The following is a 20,536-nucleotide window of genomic DNA, read 5'->3' as shown; positions in this document are numbered from 1 at the left end:
TTCAGGATACGCGGATACGGGCACTTGTAGGAGCTGCCGCAGGCTGCGATCTTTTGATCTTGCTTGTGATCGGGACAAGATAAGGATCAAAAGATCGCAGCCTTCGGCAGCTCCTACGTAACGCAGAGCGCAGAAACGACAAACCCGGCACATGGCCGGGTTTGTTGTTTCTGCGCTGCGCGTTACTTCACCGCAGAAGCCGCAGCATTCAACGCGTGCTGAGCACTGCGCTTGTTCTTGATGTTGTAGCAGACCCACATGAACAGGACCCATACCGGAATCGCGTACACCGAGACCTGGATGCCCGGGATCATCAGCATGATGCACAGGATAAAGGCCACGAACGCCAGGCAGATGTAGTTGCCGTACGGGTACCACAGCGCCTTGAACAGCGGCGTTTGTTTGGTGCGGTTCATGTGCTGACGGAACTTGAAGTGCGAGAAACTGATCATCGCCCAGTTGATCACCAGCGTTGCAACCACCAGCGACATCAGCAGTTCCAGCGCATGCTGCGGGATCAGGTAGTTCATCACCACCGCAACGAACGTTACCGCGGCCGAGGCCAGGATCGAACGCACCGGCACGCCGCGCTTGTCGATCTTCGCCAGGCCTTTCGGGGCATCACCCTGTTCAGCCATGCCCAGCAACATGCGGCTGTTGCAGTAGGTGCCGCTGTTGTACACCGACAGCGCTGCCGTCAGCACCACGAAGTTGAGGATGTGCGCCGCAGTGTTGCTGCCCAGCATCGAGAACACCTGAACGAACGGGCTGCCGCTATAGGCATCGCCGGATGCATTCAGGCTCACCAGCAAGCTGTCCCACGGAGTCAGCGACAGCAGAACCACCAGGGCGCCGATGTAGAAAATCAGGATCCGGTAGATCACCTGATTAATGGCTTTCGGGATCACGGTTTTCGGCTTGTCGGCTTCTGCTGCGGTGAAACCGAGCATTTCCAGGCCGCCGAAGGAGAACATGATGATCGCCATAGCCATCACCAGACCACTGACGCCGTTCGGGAAGAACCCGCCGTGTTCCCACAGGTTGCTCACCGAGGCTTGCGGGCCACCATGGCCGCTGACCAGCAGGTAGCTGCCCAGGGCAATCATGCCGACGATCGCCACGACCTTGATAATCGCGAACCAGAACTCCGCTTCGCCAAAGACTTTGACGTTAGCCAGGTTGATCGCATTGATCATCACGAAGAACACTGCAGCCGAGGCCCAGGTCGGGACATCCGGCCACCAGTAGTGCACGTATTTACCGACCGCAGTCAGCTCCGACATGCCCACCAGGATGTACAGGATCCAGCAGTTCCAGCCCGACAGGAAGCCGGCGAAACCGCCCCAGTACTTGTGCGCAAAGTGGCTGAACGAGCCAGCCACCGGCTCTTCAACAATCATTTCGCCCAGTTGGCGCATGATCATGAAAGCGATGAAACCACAGATTGCGTAACCGAGAATCATCGACGGGCCGGCCGATTTCAGCACACCGGCAGAACCCAGAAACAATCCGGTACCGATCGCGCCGCCGAGGGCGATCAGTTGAATATGACGATTTTTCAGGCCGCGTTTAAGCTCGCCTGAATGCGAGTTTTGTCCACTCATTAAAAGGGTCTCACGCAAGGTTTGATAATGTTCGTTAAGACGTTGCTGCTCGGATCAGGATCAAGCAGCGCGGATCAAACCCCAGCGCAGGCACCAGGAGTTCAGCGTTTTTTTACCGGTCATGCGTCACCTGTTTGTTTTTATCTGTGACGAAATCGAACCCGACACGCTTGTGGCGCGGCGGAGTTAACAAAGCGGATAGCCTTGAGTTTGCGCAGTTACGCAAGGAGGTCACAGTTAAAACGCGGCGCATTGTACACCTGTAACCCCCTGCTGCCAGACACCGCTGAATCAGCGCGTCGTTTGCCGGGATTGCCTGTGTCCGCCTCGAGGGGCCCGGGCGGCTGCAAAAAAAGGCTCAGACCTTTGCGGGTCGTTGACGGGAGCGATGGAAAAATCGCCCCTCGAAGAGAGATGGAGATGACTCACGGCGTTCATTGCGCCTCCTTCTTGTTATGTACCTGCACGACAGGCATGGGCGCATCTCACCGCTGAAACCGTCCTGAAACAAGCGGACCAGAGCCCTGCAAACCACACTATCGAGTGCCAACCGGAAGCTTTTCCTTACAGCCCTCACTTAAACCCGAATCCATGGCGCAGAACGCGGCTTTTCGTAAAGCCTCCGTTACGAGGCGTAACGTATTTTTTCCACAACAGATCTTTCTGGGGGCCGACTGCAAATTGACAGCAGCCCCATTCCTACCGATGAGGCCGAGTTAGCGTTTTGTTTTTAATTGAAAAAACAGACAGCAAAAAACGGAATAAAAATTTCACCGAAGTTGAATTTAAATTTTAAATTGTATTTTAAAAAGTACTGGACTAGGTTTCCAACCACTTGCCAGACCGTGAAGTCCCGCAAGTAAGCGGCAACTTTTTTCAGTCGCAATGATTTATTCCTGCACTGAAAACAGCACCGCCATTCAACCTTTTAAAGCCATCTGGGAGATTCACTATGCAAGCGATGAATAAAGACCTGGAAACCGAACTGCAACTGGACGAGTGGTTTGAAGCGCCGACTCATGACGCTGCTGTTGAAATGATGCAAGCCGACGCGGTCGTTCCGTTCGGCACGGCGATGTGGCCTTTGTAAGACATCCAGGCAGGTACGCGCCGGCCGGTCGTACCTGCCACTATTCGCTGACTGTCAGGGAGGATTCATGGATAGACTCCGCGCCATTTCGCATTTCCTTTACTACCTCGAACACCACCCTGCCCTCGTTGACGTGCGTCCGGCCAAGGTCCTGCTCGGACATACGCAACCTTACGAGGCATTGACCGGCGCGATCATCGAGCAAGCGGCCAACGAGCCATTTCACTTCAGTGCCATGCGCCTGGACCTCGAATCGCCCCAAACCCTGGCACAGGCGATTGCCGACTGCGATCTGTACATTTTCTTCTACGACTCGTCGACCCTGCCCAACCCGCGCCCGGACGGCCCCGACTTTGTTCGTGCCCTGCAAAGCATCATGGCCGACCATTGGAAGAAGTCGCTGCTGTTCAAGGATTACGGCGATTACTTCTACGACACCTTCAGCGTCACGCCACGACGTATCGCCGGGCTCAACAGCCATCTGATCCAGCGTATGTCCCAGGCCACCACCCTGAGCTTCAGTGATCGGCACGGCTCTTACTTCGAAACACCGCTAAGCAGCATCAAGAAGTGGACCAATATCAACGGCATCGGCAACTTCGACCTGGCGCCCGGCGAGATCGCCACCCACAGCGAAGCCATCAATGGCCAGGTAAAGTTCGTCGGTACGTTCCTCGGCACCATTCCCTTCGCCCGCAAATATGGTGTGCTCGAATCACCGCTGGAGTTGTGGATCGAAAACTCGACCATCAGCCGAATCGCCACGCAAGTGCCGGGACTGGAACATGACTTCAACAAATACCTGGATGCCAATCCGTCCAACCGACGCATCGAGGAGTTGGGGATCGGCACCAATGAGGGCGTCAAGGACCTGTATGCCCGCAACGCTGGCTTCGAAGAGCGCCATTGCGGCCTCCACCTGGGGTTGGGCGGTGGCGCCAAGGGCAGCCATCACCTGGACCTGATCTTCGCCAGCGGCGTGTTGGCGCTGGATGACAAGCCGGTGTTTGATGGGCGGTTTGTCTTTTAGTTGATCGTTCCCATGCGCAGCAAAGGAATGCAGCCCGTGACGCTCCGCGTCACATACCAAGAGCGGATGCAGAGCGTCCATTGAGGCATTCCCACGCAGAGCATGGGAACGATCAGAGGCAAAAAAAAACGCCAACCCGAGGGTTGGCGTTTTTTATGGAGCGCTTACCGATTATTCCGGCTTGCGACGACCAAAGCCTGGACGCTGACCGGAACCGGCCGGTGCGCCGCGACGCTTGCCCGATGGCGCATCACGGTCGACCAGGACGATGCCCGGACGCTTTTTCGGCGCAGGCTTGGCCGGACGCTTGGTGTCGGACGGACGGTCTGCCACTGGCGTACCGCGACCCGACTCACCACGACCTGCCGGCGCACCGCGATCGCTGCGACCACCTGCCGGAGCACCGCGGCCTTCGCCGCGTTCAGTGCGACCGTTGGCCGGACGCGGAGTGCGTGGACCGCGCTCGCCGTCCTGACGTGGTGCCGGCTTGCGGGCTGGACGCTCGCCTTCGATCTGCGGCTCGCGCGCTGGACGCGGGCCAGCAGCCGCTGGAGCACCAGTCGCTGGACGCAGGGTCCGCACGCGCTCGCTCTTGCCGACCGGGCGCGACGACTTGCGCTGCATACGCTCAAGCTTGTCTTTGCTCTTGGCGTTCATTTGCGGCATGGCCACCGGGGTCAAACCGACTTCAGCACTCAGTACGTCGACTTCGTACTGGCTCATTTCGCGCCAGCGGCCCATCGGCAGGTCAGAGTTGAGGAACACCGGACCGAAACGCACGCGCTTCAGACGGCTGACCACCAGCCCCTGGGATTCCCACAGACGTCGAACTTCACGGTTACGACCTTCCATCACCACGCAGTGGTACCAGTGGTTGAAACCTTCGCCACCTGGAGCCTGCTTGATGTCGGTGAACTTCGCCGGGCCGTCTTCAAGAACGACGCCAGCCTTCAGGCGCTCGATCATTTCGTCGTCGACTTCACCCCGTACACGTACCGCGTACTCGCGGTCCATTTCGTAGGATGGGTGCATCAGGCGGTTGGCCAGTTCACCGTCGGTGGTGAACATCAGCAAACCGGTGGTGTTGATGTCCAGACGACCGATGTTGATCCAGCGGCCTTCTTTTGGTTTCGGCATTTTGTCGAACACGGTCGGACGGCCCTCTGGGTCGTCACGGGTGCAGATTTCGCCGTCGGGTTTGTTGTACATGATCACGCGGCGGACCGATTCGGCCGCTTCTTCACGCTTGATCACCTTGCCATCGATGGTGATGGCGTCGTGCAGGTCGACTCGCAGGCCAAGGGTGGCATCTTTGCCGTTGACCTTGATCCGGCCATGACTGATCCAGGCTTCTACGTCGCGGCGCGAGCCGACGCCGATACGGGCGAGGACTTTCTGCAGTTTTTCGCCTGCTGGGCCGATTTCCTGGTCGTCTTTCTGGTCGTTGATACTCATCTGGGCACCTCCCGGTGTGGTCTGTTCAGGCCTGGCCTGAAGATTTGAAATCTGGTCTTTGGGCGAAAGGATCGCCGAAGGGTCGCGAATCATACGCGCATGACGCCGCTCGCGCATCAGAGACTAGCGGATAAACGGTCGGTTAATTGTTTTTCCGCCGACCGGTGGTGCCGAGTCAGGTCAATCACAACACTGAACCACTGTGGGAGCGAGCCTGCTCGCGATAGCGGTGTATCAGACAACATTGATGTCGACTGACACTCCCTCATCGCGAGCAGGCTCACTCCCACAGTAATATGCGTCAATCCTCGAACTGGCGGCGTTCGTTCTCGATCGCTTCGGCGAGGGCCTGGGCTTCGGCTTCTTCGTCGCTCAGCTCGGGTTCTGGCTTGGGCTGTTCCAGCGCGGCGACGGCGGCGAGCAGTTTCTCGCGAGCTTCGGCAACGCCCAGGATGTCATCTTCGGCCTCTTCCTCAACTTCTTCGGTTTCGGCCTCGGCTTCGATTTGAAGCCCGGTCTCTTCCACCACCTCGACAGGCTCATCAACGGGCGACTGCGGCTCGCTCTCGCTGACCGCGCCATCACGCAGCAAGTCGTCGAAGTCGGTCTTGATCCCCTCTTCCATCGAGTCCAGTTCGAGCAACAAGGAATGGAAACTGGTCTCGTCTTTCGGTTCTTCCGGCTCGGCGCTGGCATCGGCCAGTTCTTGCAGGCCCTGCGGCACCGGTGCGTCGTCGAACTCGAGCATCGGCTCGGGCTCCAGCTCGCGCAGTTCGGCCAGCGGTGGCAGGTCGTCGAGGTTCTTCAGGTTGAAATGATCGAGAAACGCCTTGGTGGTGGCGAACATCGCCGGCTTGCCCGGTACGTCGCGGTAACCGACGATCCTGATCCACTCACGCTCCAGCAGGGTCTTGACGATGTGGCTGTTGACCGCCACGCCACGCACATCTTCGATTTCGCCACGGGTGATCGGCTGGCGATAGGCAATCAATGCCATGGTCTCCAGCATCGCTCGGGAATAGCGCTGCGGGCGTTCTTCCCACAGACGTCCGACCCAGGGCGCGAACTTTTCGCGAATTTGCAGACGGTAGCCCGAGGCGACTTCCTTCAGCTCAAAAGCCCGACCGTCGCAGGATTTCGCGAGAATCGCCAAAGCCTTCTTGAAGACCGGCGGCTCCGGGCGCTCGCCCTCCTCGAAGAGCTCGAACAGACGCTCCATCGACTGCGGCTTTCCCGAGGCCAACAGAAAGGCTTCAAGCAGTGGCGCCAGCTCGCGGGGTTCACTCAGATTCATTGATTTTGCTCGTTATTCGGCTCGCGCCCGCACATGGATAGCCGCAAACGGCTCATTCTGCACCAGCTCGACCAAGGATTCCTTGACCAGTTCGAGGATCGCCATGAATGTCACGACCACACCCAGGCGTCCTTCTTCAGCGGTGAACAGCTCGACAAAAGGCACAAAGCCGCCGCCCTTGAGCCGTTCCAGCACATCACTCATGCGCTCGCGCGTTGACAACGCCTCGCGGCTGACCTGATGGCTTTCGAACATATCGCCACGGCGCAGCACCTCGGCCATGGACATCAGCAACTCTTCCAGACTCACGTCCGGCAGCAACTTGCGCGCCCGCGCTTCCGGGGCATCGAGCTTGGGCACCACCACATCGCGGCCGACCCGGCTCAGGCCGTCGATACCTTCAGCCGTGGCCTTGAAGCGCTCGTACTCCTGCAAGCGACGGATCAGTTCGGCACGCGGATCGTCCTCTTCCTCTTCGATCTCGGCCGAGCGCGGCAGCAGCATCCGCGACTTGATCTCGGCGAGCATCGCCGCCATCACCAGGTACTCGGCGGCCAGTTCCAGACGCACCGACTGCATCAACTCGACATAGCCCATGTACTGCCGGGTAATTTCCGCCACCGGAATGTCGAGGATATTGATGTTCTGTTTGCGGATCAGGTACAGCAGCAAGTCGAGCGGGCCTTCGAAGGCCTCAAGGAAGACTTCCAGCGCATCCGGGGGAATGTACAGGTCCAGCGGCATTTCCATGACCGCCTGGCCATAGACCATCGCGAACGGCAGCTCTTGCTGTGCCCCGGCCTGGCTATCGACGGGCTCTACTGCGGACATCTAGGCCTCAACCGTAAACGGCGCGGGGTCACCGCAACCGACGCGAATCACTTCTGGCTCGCCGTCAGCCAGGTTGATCACCGTGGAGGCTTTGATACCGCCAAAACCGCCGTCGATGATCAGGTCGACCTGATGTTCAAGCAACTGACGCATTTCATACGGATCGCTCAACGGGTCGGTGTCGCCGGGCATGATCAGGGTCACGCTCATCAGCGGCTCACCCAGTTCTGCGAGCAGCGCCAGGGCAATCGGATGGCTCGGCACCCGCAGTCCGATGGTGCGCTTCTTCGGGTGCAGCAGCAGACGCGGCACTTCGCGGGTGGCGTTGAGAATAAACGTGTACGGCCCCGGCAAGTGGGCCTTGAGCAAGCGGAAGGTGCCGGTGTCGATCTTGGCGAACAGCCCCAGCTGTGACAGGTCGCTGCAAATCAGCGCGAAATTGTGCTTTTCATCCAGCTGACGTAGCCGACGCACGCGCTCCACAGCATTCTTGTCACCGATCTGGCAACCAATGGCGTAGGACGAGTCAGTAGGATAAATCACTACCCCGCCATTGCGGATGATCTCGACAGCCTGTTTGATCAGGCGCGCTTGCGGGTTTTCCGGATGAATCTGGAAAAATTGACTCACATTTTCTACCTGTTCAGACGGCAATAATGGCTGGGTCATGTTTGAACCGACACCAAAGTGGCGGCAGGTCCTCCGGGAGTGGGCGGTACTCGCCAATCTCGGACCAGCCTCCGGGTCCATGGAAATCACTGCCGGCACTGACCAGCAGACCGAACTCACGCGCAAGAATAGCCAGGCTGCCAACCTGCTCGGCCGGCTGATGGCCATTGACCACCTCGATTGCGTGGCCGCCTGCTTGAATATAGTCGGCAATCAGGCGACGGCGCTTGCTGCGGGTGAAATCATAGTGCCAAGGATGCGCCAGGCTGACCCAGGCCCCGGCAGCGCGCAGGGTTTCGACGGTTTCTTCCAGGGTCGGCCAGTGCTGCTTGACGTCCCCCAGCTTGCCGGCGCCCAGCCACTTGCGGAAGGCTTCGGCACGGTCCTTGACGAAGCCTGCACGGACTAAATAGTCGGCAAAGTGCGGTCGGGCCGGCGCATTGCCGCTGTCACCAAGCTCTTGCTGGATAGCCCGCGCGCCTTCCAGCGCGCCCGGCATGCCCTTGAGTTCGAGCTTGCGACTGATTTCTTCGGACCTCAGCCAGCGCCCGTCACGCAATTTGGCAATCGCTTCGACCAACGCCGGCGCGTTGACGTCGAACCCGTAACCGAGCACATGAATGGTTGCGCCCCCCCAGGTACAGGACAATTCGACGCCGTTGATCAGTTGCATCCCCAGCGCAACCGCGGCGCTGCGGGCCTCGTCGAGGCCTTCAAGGGTGTCGTGATCGGTCAAGGCCAGGACTCGCACGCCTTTCTCGAACGCACGCGCAACCAGTACCGCAGGCGCCAGGGCGCCATCGGAGGCCGTGCTATGGCAGTGCAAATCAACATTCACAGGACTGTGTAACCTCAAATCAGCTGGCGCTTTCGCGACCCAATATGTTTGTTATTATGCCGCCACATCCTGCTTCTGGCTGCCACTGTGAAACAATTCATCGACTTCATCCCGCTTCTGCTGTTTTTCATCGTCTTCAAAATCGATCCACGGGTCGTCGACATCGCCGGTTACCCACTGACGGTAGGCGGCATTTACAGCGCCACCGCGATGCTGATCACCAGCTCCCTGGTGGTCTACGGCACGCTGTTCATCAAACAGCGCAAGCTGGAGAAGAGCCAGTGGCTGACCCTGATCGCCTGCCTGGTTTTCGGTAGCCTGACCCTGGCCTTCCACAGCGAAACCTTCCTTAAATGGAAAGCGCCGGTGGTCAACTGGCTGTTCGCCCTGGCCTTTATCGGCAGCCACTTCATCGGCGAGCAGTTGCTGATCAAACGCATCATGGGCCACGCGCTGACCCTGCCGGACCAGGTCTGGACCCGTTTGAACATCGCCTGGATCGGGTTTTTCCTGTTTTGCGGCGCGGCCAACCTGTTCGTTGCGTTCACCTTCCAGGACTATTGGGTCGACTTCAAAGTCTTCGGCAGCCTGGGCATGACCCTGCTGTTCCTGGTCGGCCAGGGCATTTACCTGTCCCGCCACCTGCACGACGCCGACACTTCTACGCCAAAAACCGAGGACTGACATGCTTTACGCAATCATTGCTACAGACGTCGCCAATTCCCTGGAAAACCGCCTGGCTGCGCGCCCTGCCCACATCGAGCGGCTGCAACAGCTCAAGGCTGAAGGCCGTGTGGTTCTGGCAGGCCCGCACCCTGCCATCGACAGCAATGATCCGGGCGCAGCAGGTTTCACCGGCAGCCTGATCGTCGCCGAGTTCGCCTCCCTGGAAGCCGCCAAGGCCTGGGCCGATGCCGATCCGTATGTCGCCGCAGGCGTCTACGCCAACGTTCTGGTCAAACCGTTCAAGCAAGTCCTGCCATAACCCAGCCTCTGCGCGATGAACCTTCGGTTCATCGCGCGTTCAATTGCTCATTATTCTTGTTCAACGGCCGACAACCTGCCCAACACTCGATTGGAATCAGGAGTTTCGATGCGCCAAGGTCCGCTGTGTCTGCTGTTGGTCACGTTATCGATCGGGGCCTTCGCCCACGCCGAAGAGCACTCGGACTCGGGCTATTCAACGCCTCTGTCGTTAAGCGCCGGAAGCCAGATCACCGAATTGCAGCAGCGCTTGAAAGAAAGCGAGCGGCAACGAGAAGAGCTGAACAAACAACTGCAAAATGCCGATAACGAACGCGAAAGCGCTTTGCTGGGCCGGTTACGCCAAGAGAATCAGCGCCTCAAGCTGCAACTCAAGGAAGCCCAGGCAAACCCGCTGCCGCGCCTGCTGACCGATCAACAGCAGTGGTTCGTCACTGGAGCCGGAGTAGCGCTATTGGCCCTGCTCTGCGGTATCTTCGCCAGTGGTGGACGTAGAAAACGTCGGCAATGGCTAAATTGAGTGAGTCATGAGCGAGCTGTTACTAATTGATGATGACCAGGAGCTGTGTGAGCTCCTGAGCAGTTGGCTGAGCCAGGAAGGTTTTGTCGTGCGCGCTTGCCACGACGGTCTGAGTGCACGCCGCGCCTTGGCCGAGTCTGCACCGGCAGCAGTAGTTCTGGACGTAATGCTGCCCGATGGCAGCGGTCTGGAGCTGCTCAAGCAGTTGCGCAACGACCACCCGGACTTGCCGGTGGTGATGCTCTCGGCCCGTGGCGAGCCGCTGGACCGGATCCTCGGGCTGGAACTGGGCGCCGACGATTACCTGGCCAAGCCTTGTGATCCCCGAGAGCTGACGGCCCGCCTGCGCGCCGTACTGCGGCGCAGCCATCCGGCAGCGGTGTCCAGCCAGATGGAACTCGGTGACCTGTGCTTCAGCCCGGTCCGCGGCGTGGTCAGCATCGACGACCAGGAATTCACCCTGACCGTCTCTGAAAGTCGCCTGCTCGAAGCCCTGCTCAAGCAACCCGGCGAACCGCTGGACAAGCAGGAGCTGGCGCAGATCGCCCTCGGGCGCAAGCTGACCCTGTACGACCGTAGCCTGGACATGCACGTCAGCAACCTGCGCAAAAAGATCGGCCCACACCCCGACGGTCGCCCGCGCATCATTGCCCTGCGCAGCCGTGGTTATTACTACAGCCTCTGAACCGTCTTTACCCAAGCTTTACGCTCTGCTGACCGCCGCTGACCTTGATCTCCGTATTCTGTACTCATCCGGAACACACCGGGAACGAGACAAGGAGACACACCATGCGCAAGACCCTTATCGCTTTGATGTTCGCGGCGGCACTGCCGACCATTGCCATGGCTGCACCAGAAGGCCAAGGCCCGATGGGTCCAATGGATGGCCACGGATACAGCGAGCACATGCACGGCGGCAAAGGCATGTACAGAGAGTTGAACCTCAGCCATGAACAACGCGAACAGATTCGCAAACTGATCGGCGAGCAGATGCATGCACGTAAAGAGCTGGTCGAGCAGTACCTGCAAAAACTCTCGCCAGCCGATCAGCAGGCCATGAAAGACCAAATGGCGGCCGGCCGCCAGAAAACCGAGCAGGACATTCGTGCCCTTCTCAAGCCGGACCAACAGCAGAAGTTCGATGCTATCCAAAAGAAGCGGGCCGAACGCAAAGCCGAATGGGAGCAGTTCCAGGCCTGGAAAGCCCAACAACCGAAAAAAACGCAATAATGCTCTAGCGTTTCTCCCCAGCCCAATGGTCAATCGCCATTGGGCTTTCTTTGTTTGAGGACTTACCGTGCGTTCATTGTTCTGGCGCATCCTTGCCAGTTTCTGGCTGGCCATCGCCCTGGTTGCAGGGTTGTCGATCCTGCTCGGGCACATGTTGAACCAGGACGCCTGGATTCTCAGTCGCCACCCGGGCCTCAATACCCTGGCGCAAGAGTGGACGCAGCTTTACGAAGAAAAAGGCGAGGACGCGGCGCAAGCGCTGCTCGAACAACGCAAACGGCGTTACCACATCGATGTTCAAGTACTGAATGAAAGTGGCGACCCGGTGGTGCGCGGGACCTTTCCTCGCCGCGCGGCAGCCTTGGAAGCACGGCAGAACGACAACCCCGACAACAGCGCTCGCCACCTGCCCTGGCGGCGTCTGACCGTCGAGTACACCAGCCCGAAAAGCGCTGAAACCTACTTGCTGATCTACCGTATTCCGCATCCAGAGCTCAATGCCTGGCACCGCAACAGCCTGCTTTGGCCCTTCAGTGCGCTGGCGATTGCCTTGGTGGTGCTGACACTGTTCAGCCTGCTGGTGACGCTGTCCATCACCCGCCCGCTGAGCCGTTTGCGCGGTGCGGTGCACGACCTCGGTCAGACGACCTATCAGCAAAACAGCCTGGCGCGGCTGGCCAACCGGCGTGACGAGTTTGGCGTGCTGGCCAACGACTTCAACCGCATGGGCGCACGCCTGCAAAGCCTGATCGGCAGCCAGCGGCAACTGCTGCGCGACGTGTCTCACGAACTGCGCTCGCCCTTGGCCCGGTTGCGTATCGCCCTGGCGCTAGCGGAACGGGCCGGCCCTGAAGAGCGCGAAAAACTCTGGCCACGATTGACCCGCGAATGTGATCGTCTGGAAGCTCTGATCAGCGAAATCCTGGTGCTGGCACGGGTCGACGCCGACAACGCGAGTGCCGAAACGGTCGACCTCAATGCGCTACTCAATACTGTGCAAAAAGACGCTCAGCTTGGCGCGCCAGAACAAAGCATACGTATCGAAGCCGAACGGCAATTAAGCCTCAAGGGCTGGCCGACCATGATCGAGCGGGCACTGGACAACCTGTTGCGCAATGCCCAGCGCTTCAATCCGGCAGGACAACCGATTGAAGTGCTGGCATTGCGTCAGGGAGATCGGATTGTCATCAGCGTGCGCGACCACGGCCCCGGCGTAGAAGCCGAGCATTTGAGCCAACTGGGGGAGCCGTTTTTTCGGGCACCCGGGCAGACGGCCGCCGGACATGGCCTGGGACTGGCCATCGCCCGGCGTGCGGCGGAGCGCCACGGCGGCAGCCTGATTCTGGCCAATCACCCGGAAGGTGGATTCATTGCCAGCCTGGAGTTGCCATTAGAACCCGGTATCGCAACGTAACGATCGTCCCCACGCTCCCGCGTGGGGATGCAGCCCGTGACGCTCCGCGTCACTTGGACGCGGAGCGTCCATAGAGGCATTCCCACGCAGAGCGTGGGAACGATCCAATGATTCAGGGCTTGGCGGGCCAGGCGCTGACAAACTCGGTGAGATCGACTTTCCCGGCCACCCGCGGTTCGTTCTGCGGTGTACCCAGGTAAAGGAACGCAATCACTTCTTCACCTTCCGCCAGGCCCAACCCCTGGGCCACATGCGCCGAATAGACCAGCTCGCCGGTACGCCACACCGCGCCGATACCCTGAGCGTAAGCCGCCAGCAAGATACCGTGGGCCGCACAACCTGCCGCCAGCAACTGCTCGGACTTCGGCACTTTGACGTGGTCTTGCAGACGTGCGACCACAACGACAACCAATGGCGCGCGCAACGGGCCGTTCCGTGCCTTGTCCACCAGGGCCTGAGGCACATCGGCGTCTTGCAGGCGTGCAGCCTCAGCCAGCAACTCGCCCAACTGCTCACGCGCTGCACCTTCGACCGTCAGAAAACGCCACGGCTGCAAATGCCCGTGATCCGGTGCACGCATGGCTGCGGCAAACAACACTTCGCGTTGTGCTGCGGTGGGCGCCGGGTCGAGCAAACGCGGAACGGATACACGGTTGAGCAAAGCGTCGAGAGCCTGCATCGGCCACCTCCTGAAAAAAAATGTCTGGCTATTCTAGCGGCAACTGCCGCCGGGGTGCCGGTTTACATGCCCTGCCTCGCAGGTAGAATGGCGCCCTTCCCTATCAGCCCGAGCGGACTTCATGGCGTTGCCGACCTTACGGATCATTGGTTTCATCATCGGCATCTTCCTGATCACCCTGGCCATCAGCATGGTTGTGCCGATGGCAACCCTGCTGATTTACGACCGCACCAGTGACCTGCCGTCGTTCCTCTGGGCCAGCACGATCACCTTTCTCGCCGGCCTGGCGCTGGTCATCCCCGGGCGACCAGAGCATATACACCTGCGCCCGCGGGACATGTACCTGCTCACCGTGTCGAGCTGGGTGGTGGTCTGCATATTCGCGGCATTGCCGTTCCTGCTGACCCAGCGCATCAGTTACACCGACTCGTTTTTCGAAAGCATGTCGGGCATCACCGCCACCGGTTCTACTGTGCTCAGTGGCCTGGACAGCATGTCTCCGGGCATCCTGATGTGGCGTTCGTTGCTGCACTGGCTGGGCGGTATCGGTTTTATCGGCATGGCGGTCGCGATTCTGCCACTGCTACGCATCGGCGGCATGCGGCTGTTTCAGACCGAGTCGTCGGACCGTTCCGAAAAGGTCATGCCTCGTTCGCACATGGTGGCCCGGCTGATCGTCGCCGCCTACGTCGGCATCACCATTCTCGGCAGCCTGGCGTTCTGGTGGGCGGGCATGAGCCCGTTCGACGCGGTTAACCATGCGATGTCGGCAATATCCACCGGCGGCTTCTCCACCTCCGACCAGTCCCTGGCCAAGTGGACGCAACCGGCCGTGCACTGGGTCGCGGTGGTGATCATGATTCTCGGCAGCCTGCCATTTACCTTGTACGTGGCGACCTTGCGCGGCAATCGGCGGGCGTTGATCAAGGATCAGCAAGTGCAGGGATTGCTCGGCATGCTGCTGGTGACCTGGCTGGTACTCGGCACCTGGTACTGGTGGACCACCAACCTGCATTGGCTGGACGCACTGCGCCACGTTGCGCTGAACGTCACGTCGGTGGTCACCACCACCGGTTTTGCATTGGGGGATTACAGCCTGTGGGGCAACTTCTCACTGATGCTGTTCTTCTATCTGGGCTTTGTCGGTGGTTGCTCGGGGTCGACCGCTGGCGGGATCAAGATCTTCCGTTTCCAGGTGGCCTTTATCTTGCTCAAGGCCAACCTTAATCAACTGATCCACCCGCGTGCGGTGATCAAGCAGAAGTACAACGGTCATCGTCTCGACGAAGAAATTGTGCGCTCGATCCTGACGTTTTCGTTCTTCTTTGCGATCACCATTTGCGCCATCGCCCTGGCGCTGTCGCTGCTGGGCGTGGACTGGATGACAGCCTTGACCGGCGCCGCCAGTACGGTTTCCGGAGTGGGGCCAGGATTGGGTGAAACCATCGGACCGTCCGGTAACTTCGCCAGCCTGCCCGACGCCGCCAAGTGGATTCTGTCCCTCGGCATGTTGCTCGGGCGACTGGAGATCATTACCGTGTTTGTGCTGTGTATCCCGGCGTTCTGGCGTCACTGAGTTCTTTGGGCGCGTCCATCAACCGCATCCGGTATTCGCCGGGAGTGGTATCGAACCAGCGCCGAAATGCCCGGAAAAAATTGCTCGGGTCGGCGAACCCCAACAGGTAGGCGATTTCCAGCAGGGTCATGCTCGGTTGCGCCAGGTACTGCTCGGCCAACTCACGGCGCGTGTCGTCGAGCAGCGTCTGAAAACTCGTGCCCTCTTCCTGCAAGCGTCGCTGCAAGGTGCGCTGGGACAAGTACAGGGTTTGCGCCACTGTTTCACGCTTGGGCTCGCCTTGCGGCAGCAGGCGACAGAGCACTTGCCGTGCCTTGTGGGTGACCCGACTTTCAGAAAACCGCGCCAGGTATTCGCCGGCAAACCGGTCATGCAACAACGCCATGGCCTGGTTGGCAGTCGGCAACGGGGCTTCCATGTCCGCCTGTTCGAAAATCAGCGCGTCGTAGGGCGCGTTGAATTCCAGCGGCGCATGAAAAGCCAATTTGTAGGGTTCGAGGTCTACAGGTTGATCGCCCTGCATCAATACTTTGCGTGGCTGCAAGGTGCGTCCGGTCAGCCAGCCACACAAGCCCAGCGCGCAGGCGAGCGACGCTTCGGCACTTTGCCGGGTGGGCGGCAGATGGTCGCCATGCACCGTCAGAATCAGTGCATAACCTTCGGGTAACAGGCGAAAACTCAGGTCGGCGCTTTCGGCGATGATCCGCTGATAACGCACCAGGCGCTGAAAACCTTCCGCCAGGGTCTGGCTGGACATCAAGGCATAACCGACCACATGAAACGATGCCGGGCGGACCAGCTTGCCCATGTTCAGACCGATCGCCGGGTTGCCGGACAGCTCTACCGCACGCTGCCAGAGCCGCGTCATCGAATCTTGAGGAAAGCGCGCATCCGGATCATTCAGCGCCGCGTAGTCGAGCCCCAACTGTTTGAACAAGACCCGGCAATCCAGGCCGTCCATCTCCAGTGCTTTGACAATCCCCATCGCCCAGCTTGCAGAAGTCGTTCGTTCGCTCATGGCGTTTTCTTACTTGATGAGCCGCGTGTCACGGCCAATTTCAGAAGGATACTAAAGTGGCGCCCAAGGTCACTGGCTGTTGCCACTGATGACTCTAGACTTAAATAAGCTCCCCGCAGAACATCCGCTCAGCAGCACAATAACCACAGAGATCGCAGTCGTGGAAAACATCAAACGTTTCAGCAGCTTCGTCGAGTTTTACCCGTATTACCTCAGCGAACACAGCAACAGTGTCTGCCGACGCTTGCATTTTTTCGGCACCAGCCTGGTGATTTGCATCCTGGCCTTCGCTATCGGCAAAGGTGCCTGGCTGTTGTTGCTGACCCTGCCTCTGGCCGGCTACAGCTTCGCCTGGGTCGGACACTTTTTCTTTGAAAAGAACCGGCCGGCGACATTCCAGCATCCGCTTTACAGCCTGCTCGGCGACTTCGTCATGTATCGCGACATGATCCTCGGCAAAGTGCCTTTCTAGGCTCGCCGGGCCATCAAGCCGTCCCATATGGCCAGTGCAACATTGGATCCAAGCTCTACACTGCACAACGTCCCTTCGAAAACAATAAGAGGATAGCTGATGAATGCGCACGCCCGTTTCACCCATATGAAGGATGGTACGCAGGAAGACTGGGCGATCATCGCCGCGGACTTCGGTGCCTACGCCAAACAATTGCCGACACGGATTGTGGCGCACCTGAAACTGCTGGAGGGTGATTTTGGCGGTTTCCCGGTCGATCGACTGACCCACTCACTGCAAACCGCCACCCGCGCCTGGCGCGATGGCCAGGATGAGGAATACGTGGTGTGTGCGCTGCTCCACGACATTGGCGATACCCTTGGCTCCTACAACCATCCGGACATTGCAGCGGCGATCCTCAAGCCATTCGTCAGCCCTGAAACCCTGTGGATGGTGGAAAAGCACGGGATTTTCCAGGGCTACTATTTCTTCCATCACCTGGGCATGGACCGGCACCTGCGCGAGCAGTTTCGCGAACACCCGCAGTACCGGCAAACCATCGAGTTCTGCGCCAGGTATGACGCTGCAGCCTTTGATCCGGACTACGAGACCCTGCCGCTGAGCTTCTTCGAACCGATGATGGAACGCCTGTTTGCCCGGCCAAAAAACTCGATCTACATGGCGGCGATGGAAGAATACGCACCGGCCTGAAATATCCGGGGACCGCTATGCGGTCCATCGCGGGCAAGCCCGCTCCCACACTGAATCGTAGGTGACCACAGATTTGTGGCCTTGCCCCGTCCCATGTGGGAGCGGGCTTGCCCGCGATAGGGCCGGACCAGGCAGCAAAAGTCTCGCGGTTTACACCGGCTCTGCGACCTTCACCAACTCTGCCTTGAGTTGTGCCTCTCGCGCCTGCGCATCCGCCAACCGGTACAACTCGATCGTGCCGTCCAAATGCTCGATCAAGGCCGTGCACGACTCCACCCAATCCCCGCAGTTGAGGTAATCCACCTCGCCGACCTTACGGATTTCGGCATGGTGGATGTGCCCGCAAACCACCCCGTGCAGCTCGCGCTTGACGCACTCGTGGGCAATGGCTTCTTCAAAATCGCTGATGAAGCTGACCGCGGTTTTGACCTTGTGCTTGAGGTACGCCGACAACGACCAGTAACCGTAGCCGTACCGCGCGCGCCAGTGATTGAGCCAGCGGTTGAGGGTCAGGGTGAACTCATAGGCCGAGTCGCCGAGAAACGCCAGCCAGCGGTGATAACGCGTGATCACGTCGAACTGGTCGCCGTGAATCACCAACAGATGCCGACCATCCGCGGTGACGTGAACCGCCTCGTCCACCAGTTGGATATTGCCCAGGATCAGCTTCGAATAACGCCGCAGAAACTCGTCGTGGTTACCGGTGACGTAAATCACCTCGGTGCCACGCTTGCTCATGGTCAGCAGTCGGCGGATGACGTTGGTGTGAGCCTGAGGCCAGTACATGCCGCTGCGCAGTTTCCAGCCATCGATGATGTCGCCGACCAGATAGATCTTGTCGGTCTGATAGCCCTTGAGGAACTGCGACAAATGCTCTGCCTGGCAATCCCGGGTGCCGAGGTGTACATCGGAGATCCACAAGGTGCGCACGCGTTGTTTACGGCTGGGTTTTGCACGTTCGGCGCTGGTCATGGGCAACCTCTGCGAGATTTTTCGCAAGCTTGCACCGCAGCGATTAATAGCCCATGACACAAATACGGCAGTCTGATGACAGTCCGAACCCTGGCGTGGCCGGTGTAGACTGCGAGTCTGCCCAGGAGACTGCGATGAGACCGATCCTCACGCTACGCCAATACACCCACGACCTGATCATCCACAGCCATGACCACGCACAACTGGTGTTCGGTCTGTCGGGTGCGCTCGACTTCGAGGTCGGCGGTCATGGCAGCCAGGTGGTGCAGCAGAGTTTTGTGGTCGTGCCGTCAGGCGCTCATCACGCCTGCGGCAGCCCGAATGGCAGCCGCTGCCTGGTGCTCGATGTGCCGAGCGATCAATGGGTTTTGCAATCATTGGGTGAGCATGCCGATGCCAGTCGACGCTTGCTCGACAACCCCGGACGCTTGCCGCTGGATGCCGGGCAAAGCCAACTGGTGAGCTGGCTGGCGAGCAGCCCGGTCACTGACCCGCTGATCGCCCAGCAAGGCGCCGTGTTGTTGCTTGCCAGCCTCAACAACGCCACGCCGAACAGCATCGCCGGGCGCCGCTTGCCTTACGCCGCGCTCAACGCGCACATCGACCAATACGCCGCCTACCCGCTGCAAGTCGCCGATCTGGCGCGCATCGCCGGACTGTCCAGCGCACGTCTGCACGCACGCTTTGTCGCTGAATGCGGGCAGACGCCGATGGATTACATCCGCAGTCGTCGCCTGCATATTGCGGTGAAATTGCTGCGTGAATCCGCGCTGCCCATCGGCGAAGTGGCCAGCCGTGTCGGCTATGGCTCCCAGAGTGCCTTCGCCGCAGCGGTCATGCGCGAGTTCGGCGCTTCGCCGGGCGCGCTGCGTCGTACAGCCGGCAAGCGCTAGGCTGACGATAAAAAACGCGAGTCTGGCGACAGACAGATCAGGCCGTCACGCAGTTCAATGTCGTCATTGCCTCTATGGATTAAGGATTGAAATGACTCCGCGTACCGCCCTTGGCGCCCTGCATATCGGCGCATTGATGTTTGGCCTGACGGGTGTGTTCGGCAAACTCGCTGCGGCCTCCCCTGCCATCATTGTCTTTGGTCGTGCGGCATTCGCGGTGATCGCACTGGCGTTCTTTGCCCGTTTCGCCAGCAATACCGGCTGGCAGAAACTCGAAGCGGTGGATTGGCGTCGCCTGCTGCTTAGCGGTCTGTTGCTGGCCGGGCATTGGGTGAGCTTTTTCATTGCGGTGAAAGTCGCCGGCGTAGCGATTGCGACCTTGGGTTTTGCCAGTTTCCCGGCGTTCACGGTGATCCTCGAAGGCCTGATTTTCCGCGAGCGAATTCGCGCCAATGAAATCCTCCTGGTGGTGCTGGTGAGCGTCGGCCTGGTGCTGGTCACCCCGGATTTCGACCTGGCCAGCGAAGCTACCAGCGGTCTGCTCTGGGCGGTGGGCTCGGGCCTGCTGTTCGCCTTGCTGTCGCTGACCAACCGTGCCAGCTCCGGGCGTATACCCGCTGTGCAGGCAGCGCTGTGTCAGAACATAGTGGTCGCCCTCTGTCTGTTGCCGGTGGCGGCATCGGGATTGAGTGAGGTGCGCGCCATCGACTGGCTGTGGATCGGTCTGCTCGGGGTGTTCTGCACCGGCGTCGCCCACAGCCTGTTCGTTGCCAGTCTGGCGGTGATCAAGGCTCGCACCGCCGCGGTGGTGTTTGCCCTGGAGCCGGTTTACGGCATCACCGTCGCCTGGCTGCTGTTCGGTGAGAATCCGACACTGCGGATGTTGATTGGCGGTGCGCTGATCATCATCGCGATTGTTGTGTCCAGCAGCCTGTCTGGCAGTTCAAGCAAGAAAAACGTGGCGGCCGAAGCCGCCTCTCACTGAGTTTTGTCGTTATGGCCCAAATCACGATCCGGGTCGATCTGATCGCGGACTCGCTGTTTGAGCACCTTGGCTTCCGGGAAGCCGCCATCGGCCTTGCGCTCCCAGATCTGCACCCCGTCGCAGGTAATGAAAAACACCCCGCCGGTTCCCGGCACCAGAGAAACTTTGCCCAGGTCGTCACCGAAGGTACTGAGCAACTCCTGGGCCAGCCAGGCGGCGCGCAACAGCCACTGGCATTGCGTGCAGTAAGTGATGACAACTTCCGGTTTGTGTATGGTCATGGCGTGCTGGA

Annotated in this window: 23 protein-coding genes; 13 read left to right on the top strand and 10 right to left on the bottom strand. The window is 59.6% G+C overall.

Translation table 11 applies throughout. The features are described from left to right. Positions 1-182 precede the first annotated feature (182 nt). Positions 183-1,604, bottom strand: coding sequence for an amino acid permease (locus BK658_RS20825; protein WP_123583963.1), 1,422 nt, complete (start codon positions 1,602-1,604; stop codon positions 183-185). 952 nt (positions 1,605-2,556) lie between these two features. On the opposite strand from BK658_RS20825, the gene BK658_RS30055 reads away from it, so the two are divergent. Together BK658_RS30055 and BK658_RS20820 are read left to right on the top strand one after the other, a co-directional pair. Then, positions 2,557-2,694: a hypothetical protein gene (locus BK658_RS30055; RefSeq protein WP_054596264.1), complete on the top strand. Its 138-nt coding sequence runs from the start codon at positions 2,557-2,559 to the stop codon at positions 2,692-2,694. Between the two features lie 67 nt (positions 2,695-2,761). Then, positions 2,762-3,724: a M29 family metallopeptidase gene (locus BK658_RS20820; protein WP_123583962.1), complete on the top strand. Its 963-nt coding sequence runs from the start codon at positions 2,762-2,764 to the stop codon at positions 3,722-3,724. A gap of 171 nt (positions 3,725-3,895) precedes the next feature. Here BK658_RS20820 and rluB read toward each other — a convergent pair whose 3' ends face one another. The 5 genes from rluB to BK658_RS20795 form a co-directional block, all read right to left on the bottom strand. After that, entirely contained in the window at positions 3,896-5,179 is a 1,284-nt protein-coding gene (rluB, locus tag BK658_RS20815) for a 23S rRNA pseudouridine(2605) synthase RluB (protein WP_123583961.1), read from the bottom strand. A 301-nt stretch (positions 5,180-5,480) separates the two neighbouring features. Continuing rightward, positions 5,481-6,473, bottom strand: a complete 993-nt coding sequence (gene scpB / locus BK658_RS20810) for an SMC-Scp complex subunit ScpB (RefSeq protein ID WP_123583960.1) — start codon at positions 6,471-6,473, stop codon at positions 5,481-5,483. A 12-nt stretch (positions 6,474-6,485) separates the two neighbouring features. Continuing rightward, positions 6,486-7,184: a segregation and condensation protein A gene (locus tag BK658_RS20805; protein WP_185019876.1), complete on the bottom strand. Its 699-nt coding sequence runs from the start codon at positions 7,182-7,184 to the stop codon at positions 6,486-6,488. 120 nt (positions 7,185-7,304) lie between these two features. Further along, positions 7,305-7,934, bottom strand: a complete 630-nt coding sequence (locus BK658_RS20800) for an L-threonylcarbamoyladenylate synthase (RefSeq protein ID WP_103315681.1) — start codon at positions 7,932-7,934, stop codon at positions 7,305-7,307. 13 nt (positions 7,935-7,947) lie between these two features. Further along, positions 7,948-8,811, bottom strand: coding sequence for a PHP domain-containing protein (locus BK658_RS20795; protein WP_123583958.1), 864 nt, complete (start codon positions 8,809-8,811; stop codon positions 7,948-7,950). A gap of 87 nt (positions 8,812-8,898) precedes the next feature. Here BK658_RS20795 and BK658_RS20790 point away from each other — a divergent pair, with 87 nt between their 5' ends. From BK658_RS20790 to BK658_RS20765, 6 genes are all read left to right on the top strand, one after another. After that, complete coding sequence (locus BK658_RS20790) at positions 8,899-9,495, top strand: septation protein A (protein WP_123583957.1); 597 nt, start codon at positions 8,899-8,901, stop codon at positions 9,493-9,495. 1 nt (position 9,496) lies between these two features. Beyond that, positions 9,497-9,796, top strand: a complete 300-nt coding sequence (locus tag BK658_RS20785) for a YciI family protein (protein ID WP_123583956.1) — start codon at positions 9,497-9,499, stop codon at positions 9,794-9,796. Positions 9,797-9,904: 108 nt separating this feature from the next. Next, positions 9,905-10,315 (top strand): SH3 domain-containing protein, encoded by a 411-nt coding sequence (locus BK658_RS20780; protein WP_123583955.1) that lies wholly within the window; start codon positions 9,905-9,907, stop codon positions 10,313-10,315. Positions 10,316-10,322: 7 nt separating this feature from the next. Next, the gene (locus BK658_RS20775) at positions 10,323-11,000 is read left to right on the top strand and encodes a response regulator transcription factor (protein ID WP_123583954.1); all 678 of its coding nucleotides are present in this window, start codon (positions 10,323-10,325) and stop codon (positions 10,998-11,000) included. Between the two features lie 104 nt (positions 11,001-11,104). After that, positions 11,105-11,545, top strand: a complete 441-nt coding sequence (locus tag BK658_RS20770; protein ID WP_123583953.1) for a Spy/CpxP family protein refolding chaperone — start codon at positions 11,105-11,107, stop codon at positions 11,543-11,545. A gap of 67 nt (positions 11,546-11,612) precedes the next feature. Continuing rightward, positions 11,613-12,959 carry a sensor histidine kinase gene (locus BK658_RS20765; protein ID WP_123583952.1) on the top strand — a complete coding sequence of 449 codons (1,347 nt, stop codon included), beginning with the start codon at positions 11,613-11,615 and terminating at the stop codon, positions 12,957-12,959. A gap of 112 nt (positions 12,960-13,071) precedes the next feature. Here the strand turns inward: BK658_RS20765 and BK658_RS20760 are convergent, their stop codons facing one another. Continuing rightward, positions 13,072-13,638 (bottom strand): nitroreductase family protein, encoded by a 567-nt coding sequence (locus BK658_RS20760; RefSeq protein WP_123583951.1) that lies wholly within the window; start codon positions 13,636-13,638, stop codon positions 13,072-13,074. Between the two features lie 121 nt (positions 13,639-13,759). Here BK658_RS20760 and BK658_RS20755 point away from each other — a divergent pair, with 121 nt between their 5' ends. Then, a complete protein-coding gene (locus BK658_RS20755) occupies positions 13,760-15,214 on the top strand; it encodes a TrkH family potassium uptake protein (protein ID WP_123583950.1) in 1,455 nt (484 codons plus the stop codon). On the opposite strand, the gene BK658_RS20750 is transcribed toward BK658_RS20755, so the two are convergent. Further along, positions 15,171-16,232 (bottom strand): AraC family transcriptional regulator, encoded by a 1,062-nt coding sequence (locus BK658_RS20750; protein ID WP_123583949.1) that lies wholly within the window; start codon positions 16,230-16,232, stop codon positions 15,171-15,173. The genes BK658_RS20755 and BK658_RS20750 overlap by 44 nt on opposite strands. Positions 16,233-16,392: 160 nt before the next feature. Between BK658_RS20750 and BK658_RS20745 the strand changes: the two genes are divergently transcribed. Both BK658_RS20745 and BK658_RS20740 read left to right on the top strand, forming a co-directional pair. Further along, positions 16,393-16,704, top strand: a complete 312-nt coding sequence (locus BK658_RS20745; RefSeq protein ID WP_123583948.1) for an Mpo1-like protein — start codon at positions 16,393-16,395, stop codon at positions 16,702-16,704. A gap of 99 nt (positions 16,705-16,803) precedes the next feature. Then, positions 16,804-17,394 carry an HD domain-containing protein gene (locus BK658_RS20740; protein ID WP_123583947.1) on the top strand — a complete coding sequence of 197 codons (591 nt, stop codon included), beginning with the start codon at positions 16,804-16,806 and terminating at the stop codon, positions 17,392-17,394. Between the two features lie 150 nt (positions 17,395-17,544). Here BK658_RS20740 and BK658_RS20735 read toward each other — a convergent pair whose 3' ends face one another. Further along, positions 17,545-18,366, bottom strand: coding sequence for a UDP-2,3-diacylglucosamine diphosphatase (locus BK658_RS20735; protein WP_123583946.1), 822 nt, complete (start codon positions 18,364-18,366; stop codon positions 17,545-17,547). Positions 18,367-18,500: 134 nt separating this feature from the next. Between BK658_RS20735 and BK658_RS20730 the strand changes: the two genes are divergently transcribed. Both BK658_RS20730 and BK658_RS20725 read left to right on the top strand, forming a co-directional pair. Continuing rightward, positions 18,501-19,259: a helix-turn-helix transcriptional regulator gene (locus BK658_RS20730; RefSeq protein WP_123583945.1), complete on the top strand. Its 759-nt coding sequence runs from the start codon at positions 18,501-18,503 to the stop codon at positions 19,257-19,259. A 91-nt stretch (positions 19,260-19,350) separates the two neighbouring features. Next, positions 19,351-20,244, top strand: coding sequence for a DMT family transporter (locus BK658_RS20725; RefSeq protein ID WP_123583944.1), 894 nt, complete (start codon positions 19,351-19,353; stop codon positions 20,242-20,244). Here BK658_RS20725 and BK658_RS20720 read toward each other — a convergent pair. Further along, the gene (locus BK658_RS20720; protein WP_123583943.1) at positions 20,238-20,525 is read right to left on the bottom strand and encodes an Rdx family protein; all 288 of its coding nucleotides are present in this window, start codon (positions 20,523-20,525) and stop codon (positions 20,238-20,240) included. The genes BK658_RS20725 and BK658_RS20720 overlap by 7 nt on opposite strands. Positions 20,526-20,536: the final 11 nt, after the last annotated feature.

It is taken from the genome of Pseudomonas brassicacearum, from assembly GCF_003732175.1.
Lineage (GTDB): Bacteria > Pseudomonadota > Gammaproteobacteria > Pseudomonadales > Pseudomonadaceae > Aquipseudomonas > Aquipseudomonas brassicacearum_G.
The sequence above is the reverse complement of the archived record's forward strand: the minus strand, read 5'-3'. Positions and strand labels throughout refer to the sequence as shown.

Coding starts and splice junctions, on each gene's coding strand:
- BK658_RS20825 (WP_123583963.1), bottom strand. CDS start 1,604: ATGAGTGGACAAAACTCGCATTCAGGCGAGCTTAAACGCGGCCTGAAA.
- BK658_RS30055 (WP_054596264.1), top strand. CDS start 2,557: ATGCAAGCGATGAATAAAGACCTGGAAACCGAACTGCAACTGGACGAG.
- BK658_RS20820 (WP_123583962.1), top strand. CDS start 2,762: ATGGATAGACTCCGCGCCATTTCGCATTTCCTTTACTACCTCGAACAC.
- rluB (WP_123583961.1), bottom strand. CDS start 5,179: ATGAGTATCAACGACCAGAAAGACGACCAGGAAATCGGCCCAGCAGGC.
- scpB (WP_123583960.1), bottom strand. CDS start 6,473: ATGAATCTGAGTGAACCCCGCGAGCTGGCGCCACTGCTTGAAGCCTTT.
- BK658_RS20785 (WP_123583956.1), top strand. CDS start 9,497: ATGCTTTACGCAATCATTGCTACAGACGTCGCCAATTCCCTGGAAAAC.
- BK658_RS20780 (WP_123583955.1), top strand. CDS start 9,905: ATGCGCCAAGGTCCGCTGTGTCTGCTGTTGGTCACGTTATCGATCGGG.
- BK658_RS20775 (WP_123583954.1), top strand. CDS start 10,323: ATGAGCGAGCTGTTACTAATTGATGATGACCAGGAGCTGTGTGAGCTC.
- BK658_RS20770 (WP_123583953.1), top strand. CDS start 11,105: ATGCGCAAGACCCTTATCGCTTTGATGTTCGCGGCGGCACTGCCGACC.
- BK658_RS20760 (WP_123583951.1), bottom strand. CDS start 13,638: ATGCAGGCTCTCGACGCTTTGCTCAACCGTGTATCCGTTCCGCGTTTG.
- BK658_RS20755 (WP_123583950.1), top strand. CDS start 13,760: ATGGCGTTGCCGACCTTACGGATCATTGGTTTCATCATCGGCATCTTC.
- BK658_RS20750 (WP_123583949.1), bottom strand. CDS start 16,232: ATGAGCGAACGAACGACTTCTGCAAGCTGGGCGATGGGGATTGTCAAA.
- BK658_RS20740 (WP_123583947.1), top strand. CDS start 16,804: ATGAATGCGCACGCCCGTTTCACCCATATGAAGGATGGTACGCAGGAA.
- BK658_RS20735 (WP_123583946.1), bottom strand. CDS start 18,366: ATGACCAGCGCCGAACGTGCAAAACCCAGCCGTAAACAACGCGTGCGC.
- BK658_RS20730 (WP_123583945.1), top strand. CDS start 18,501: ATGAGACCGATCCTCACGCTACGCCAATACACCCACGACCTGATCATC.
- BK658_RS20725 (WP_123583944.1), top strand. CDS start 19,351: ATGACTCCGCGTACCGCCCTTGGCGCCCTGCATATCGGCGCATTGATG.
- BK658_RS20720 (WP_123583943.1), bottom strand. CDS start 20,525: ATGACCATACACAAACCGGAAGTTGTCATCACTTACTGCACGCAATGC.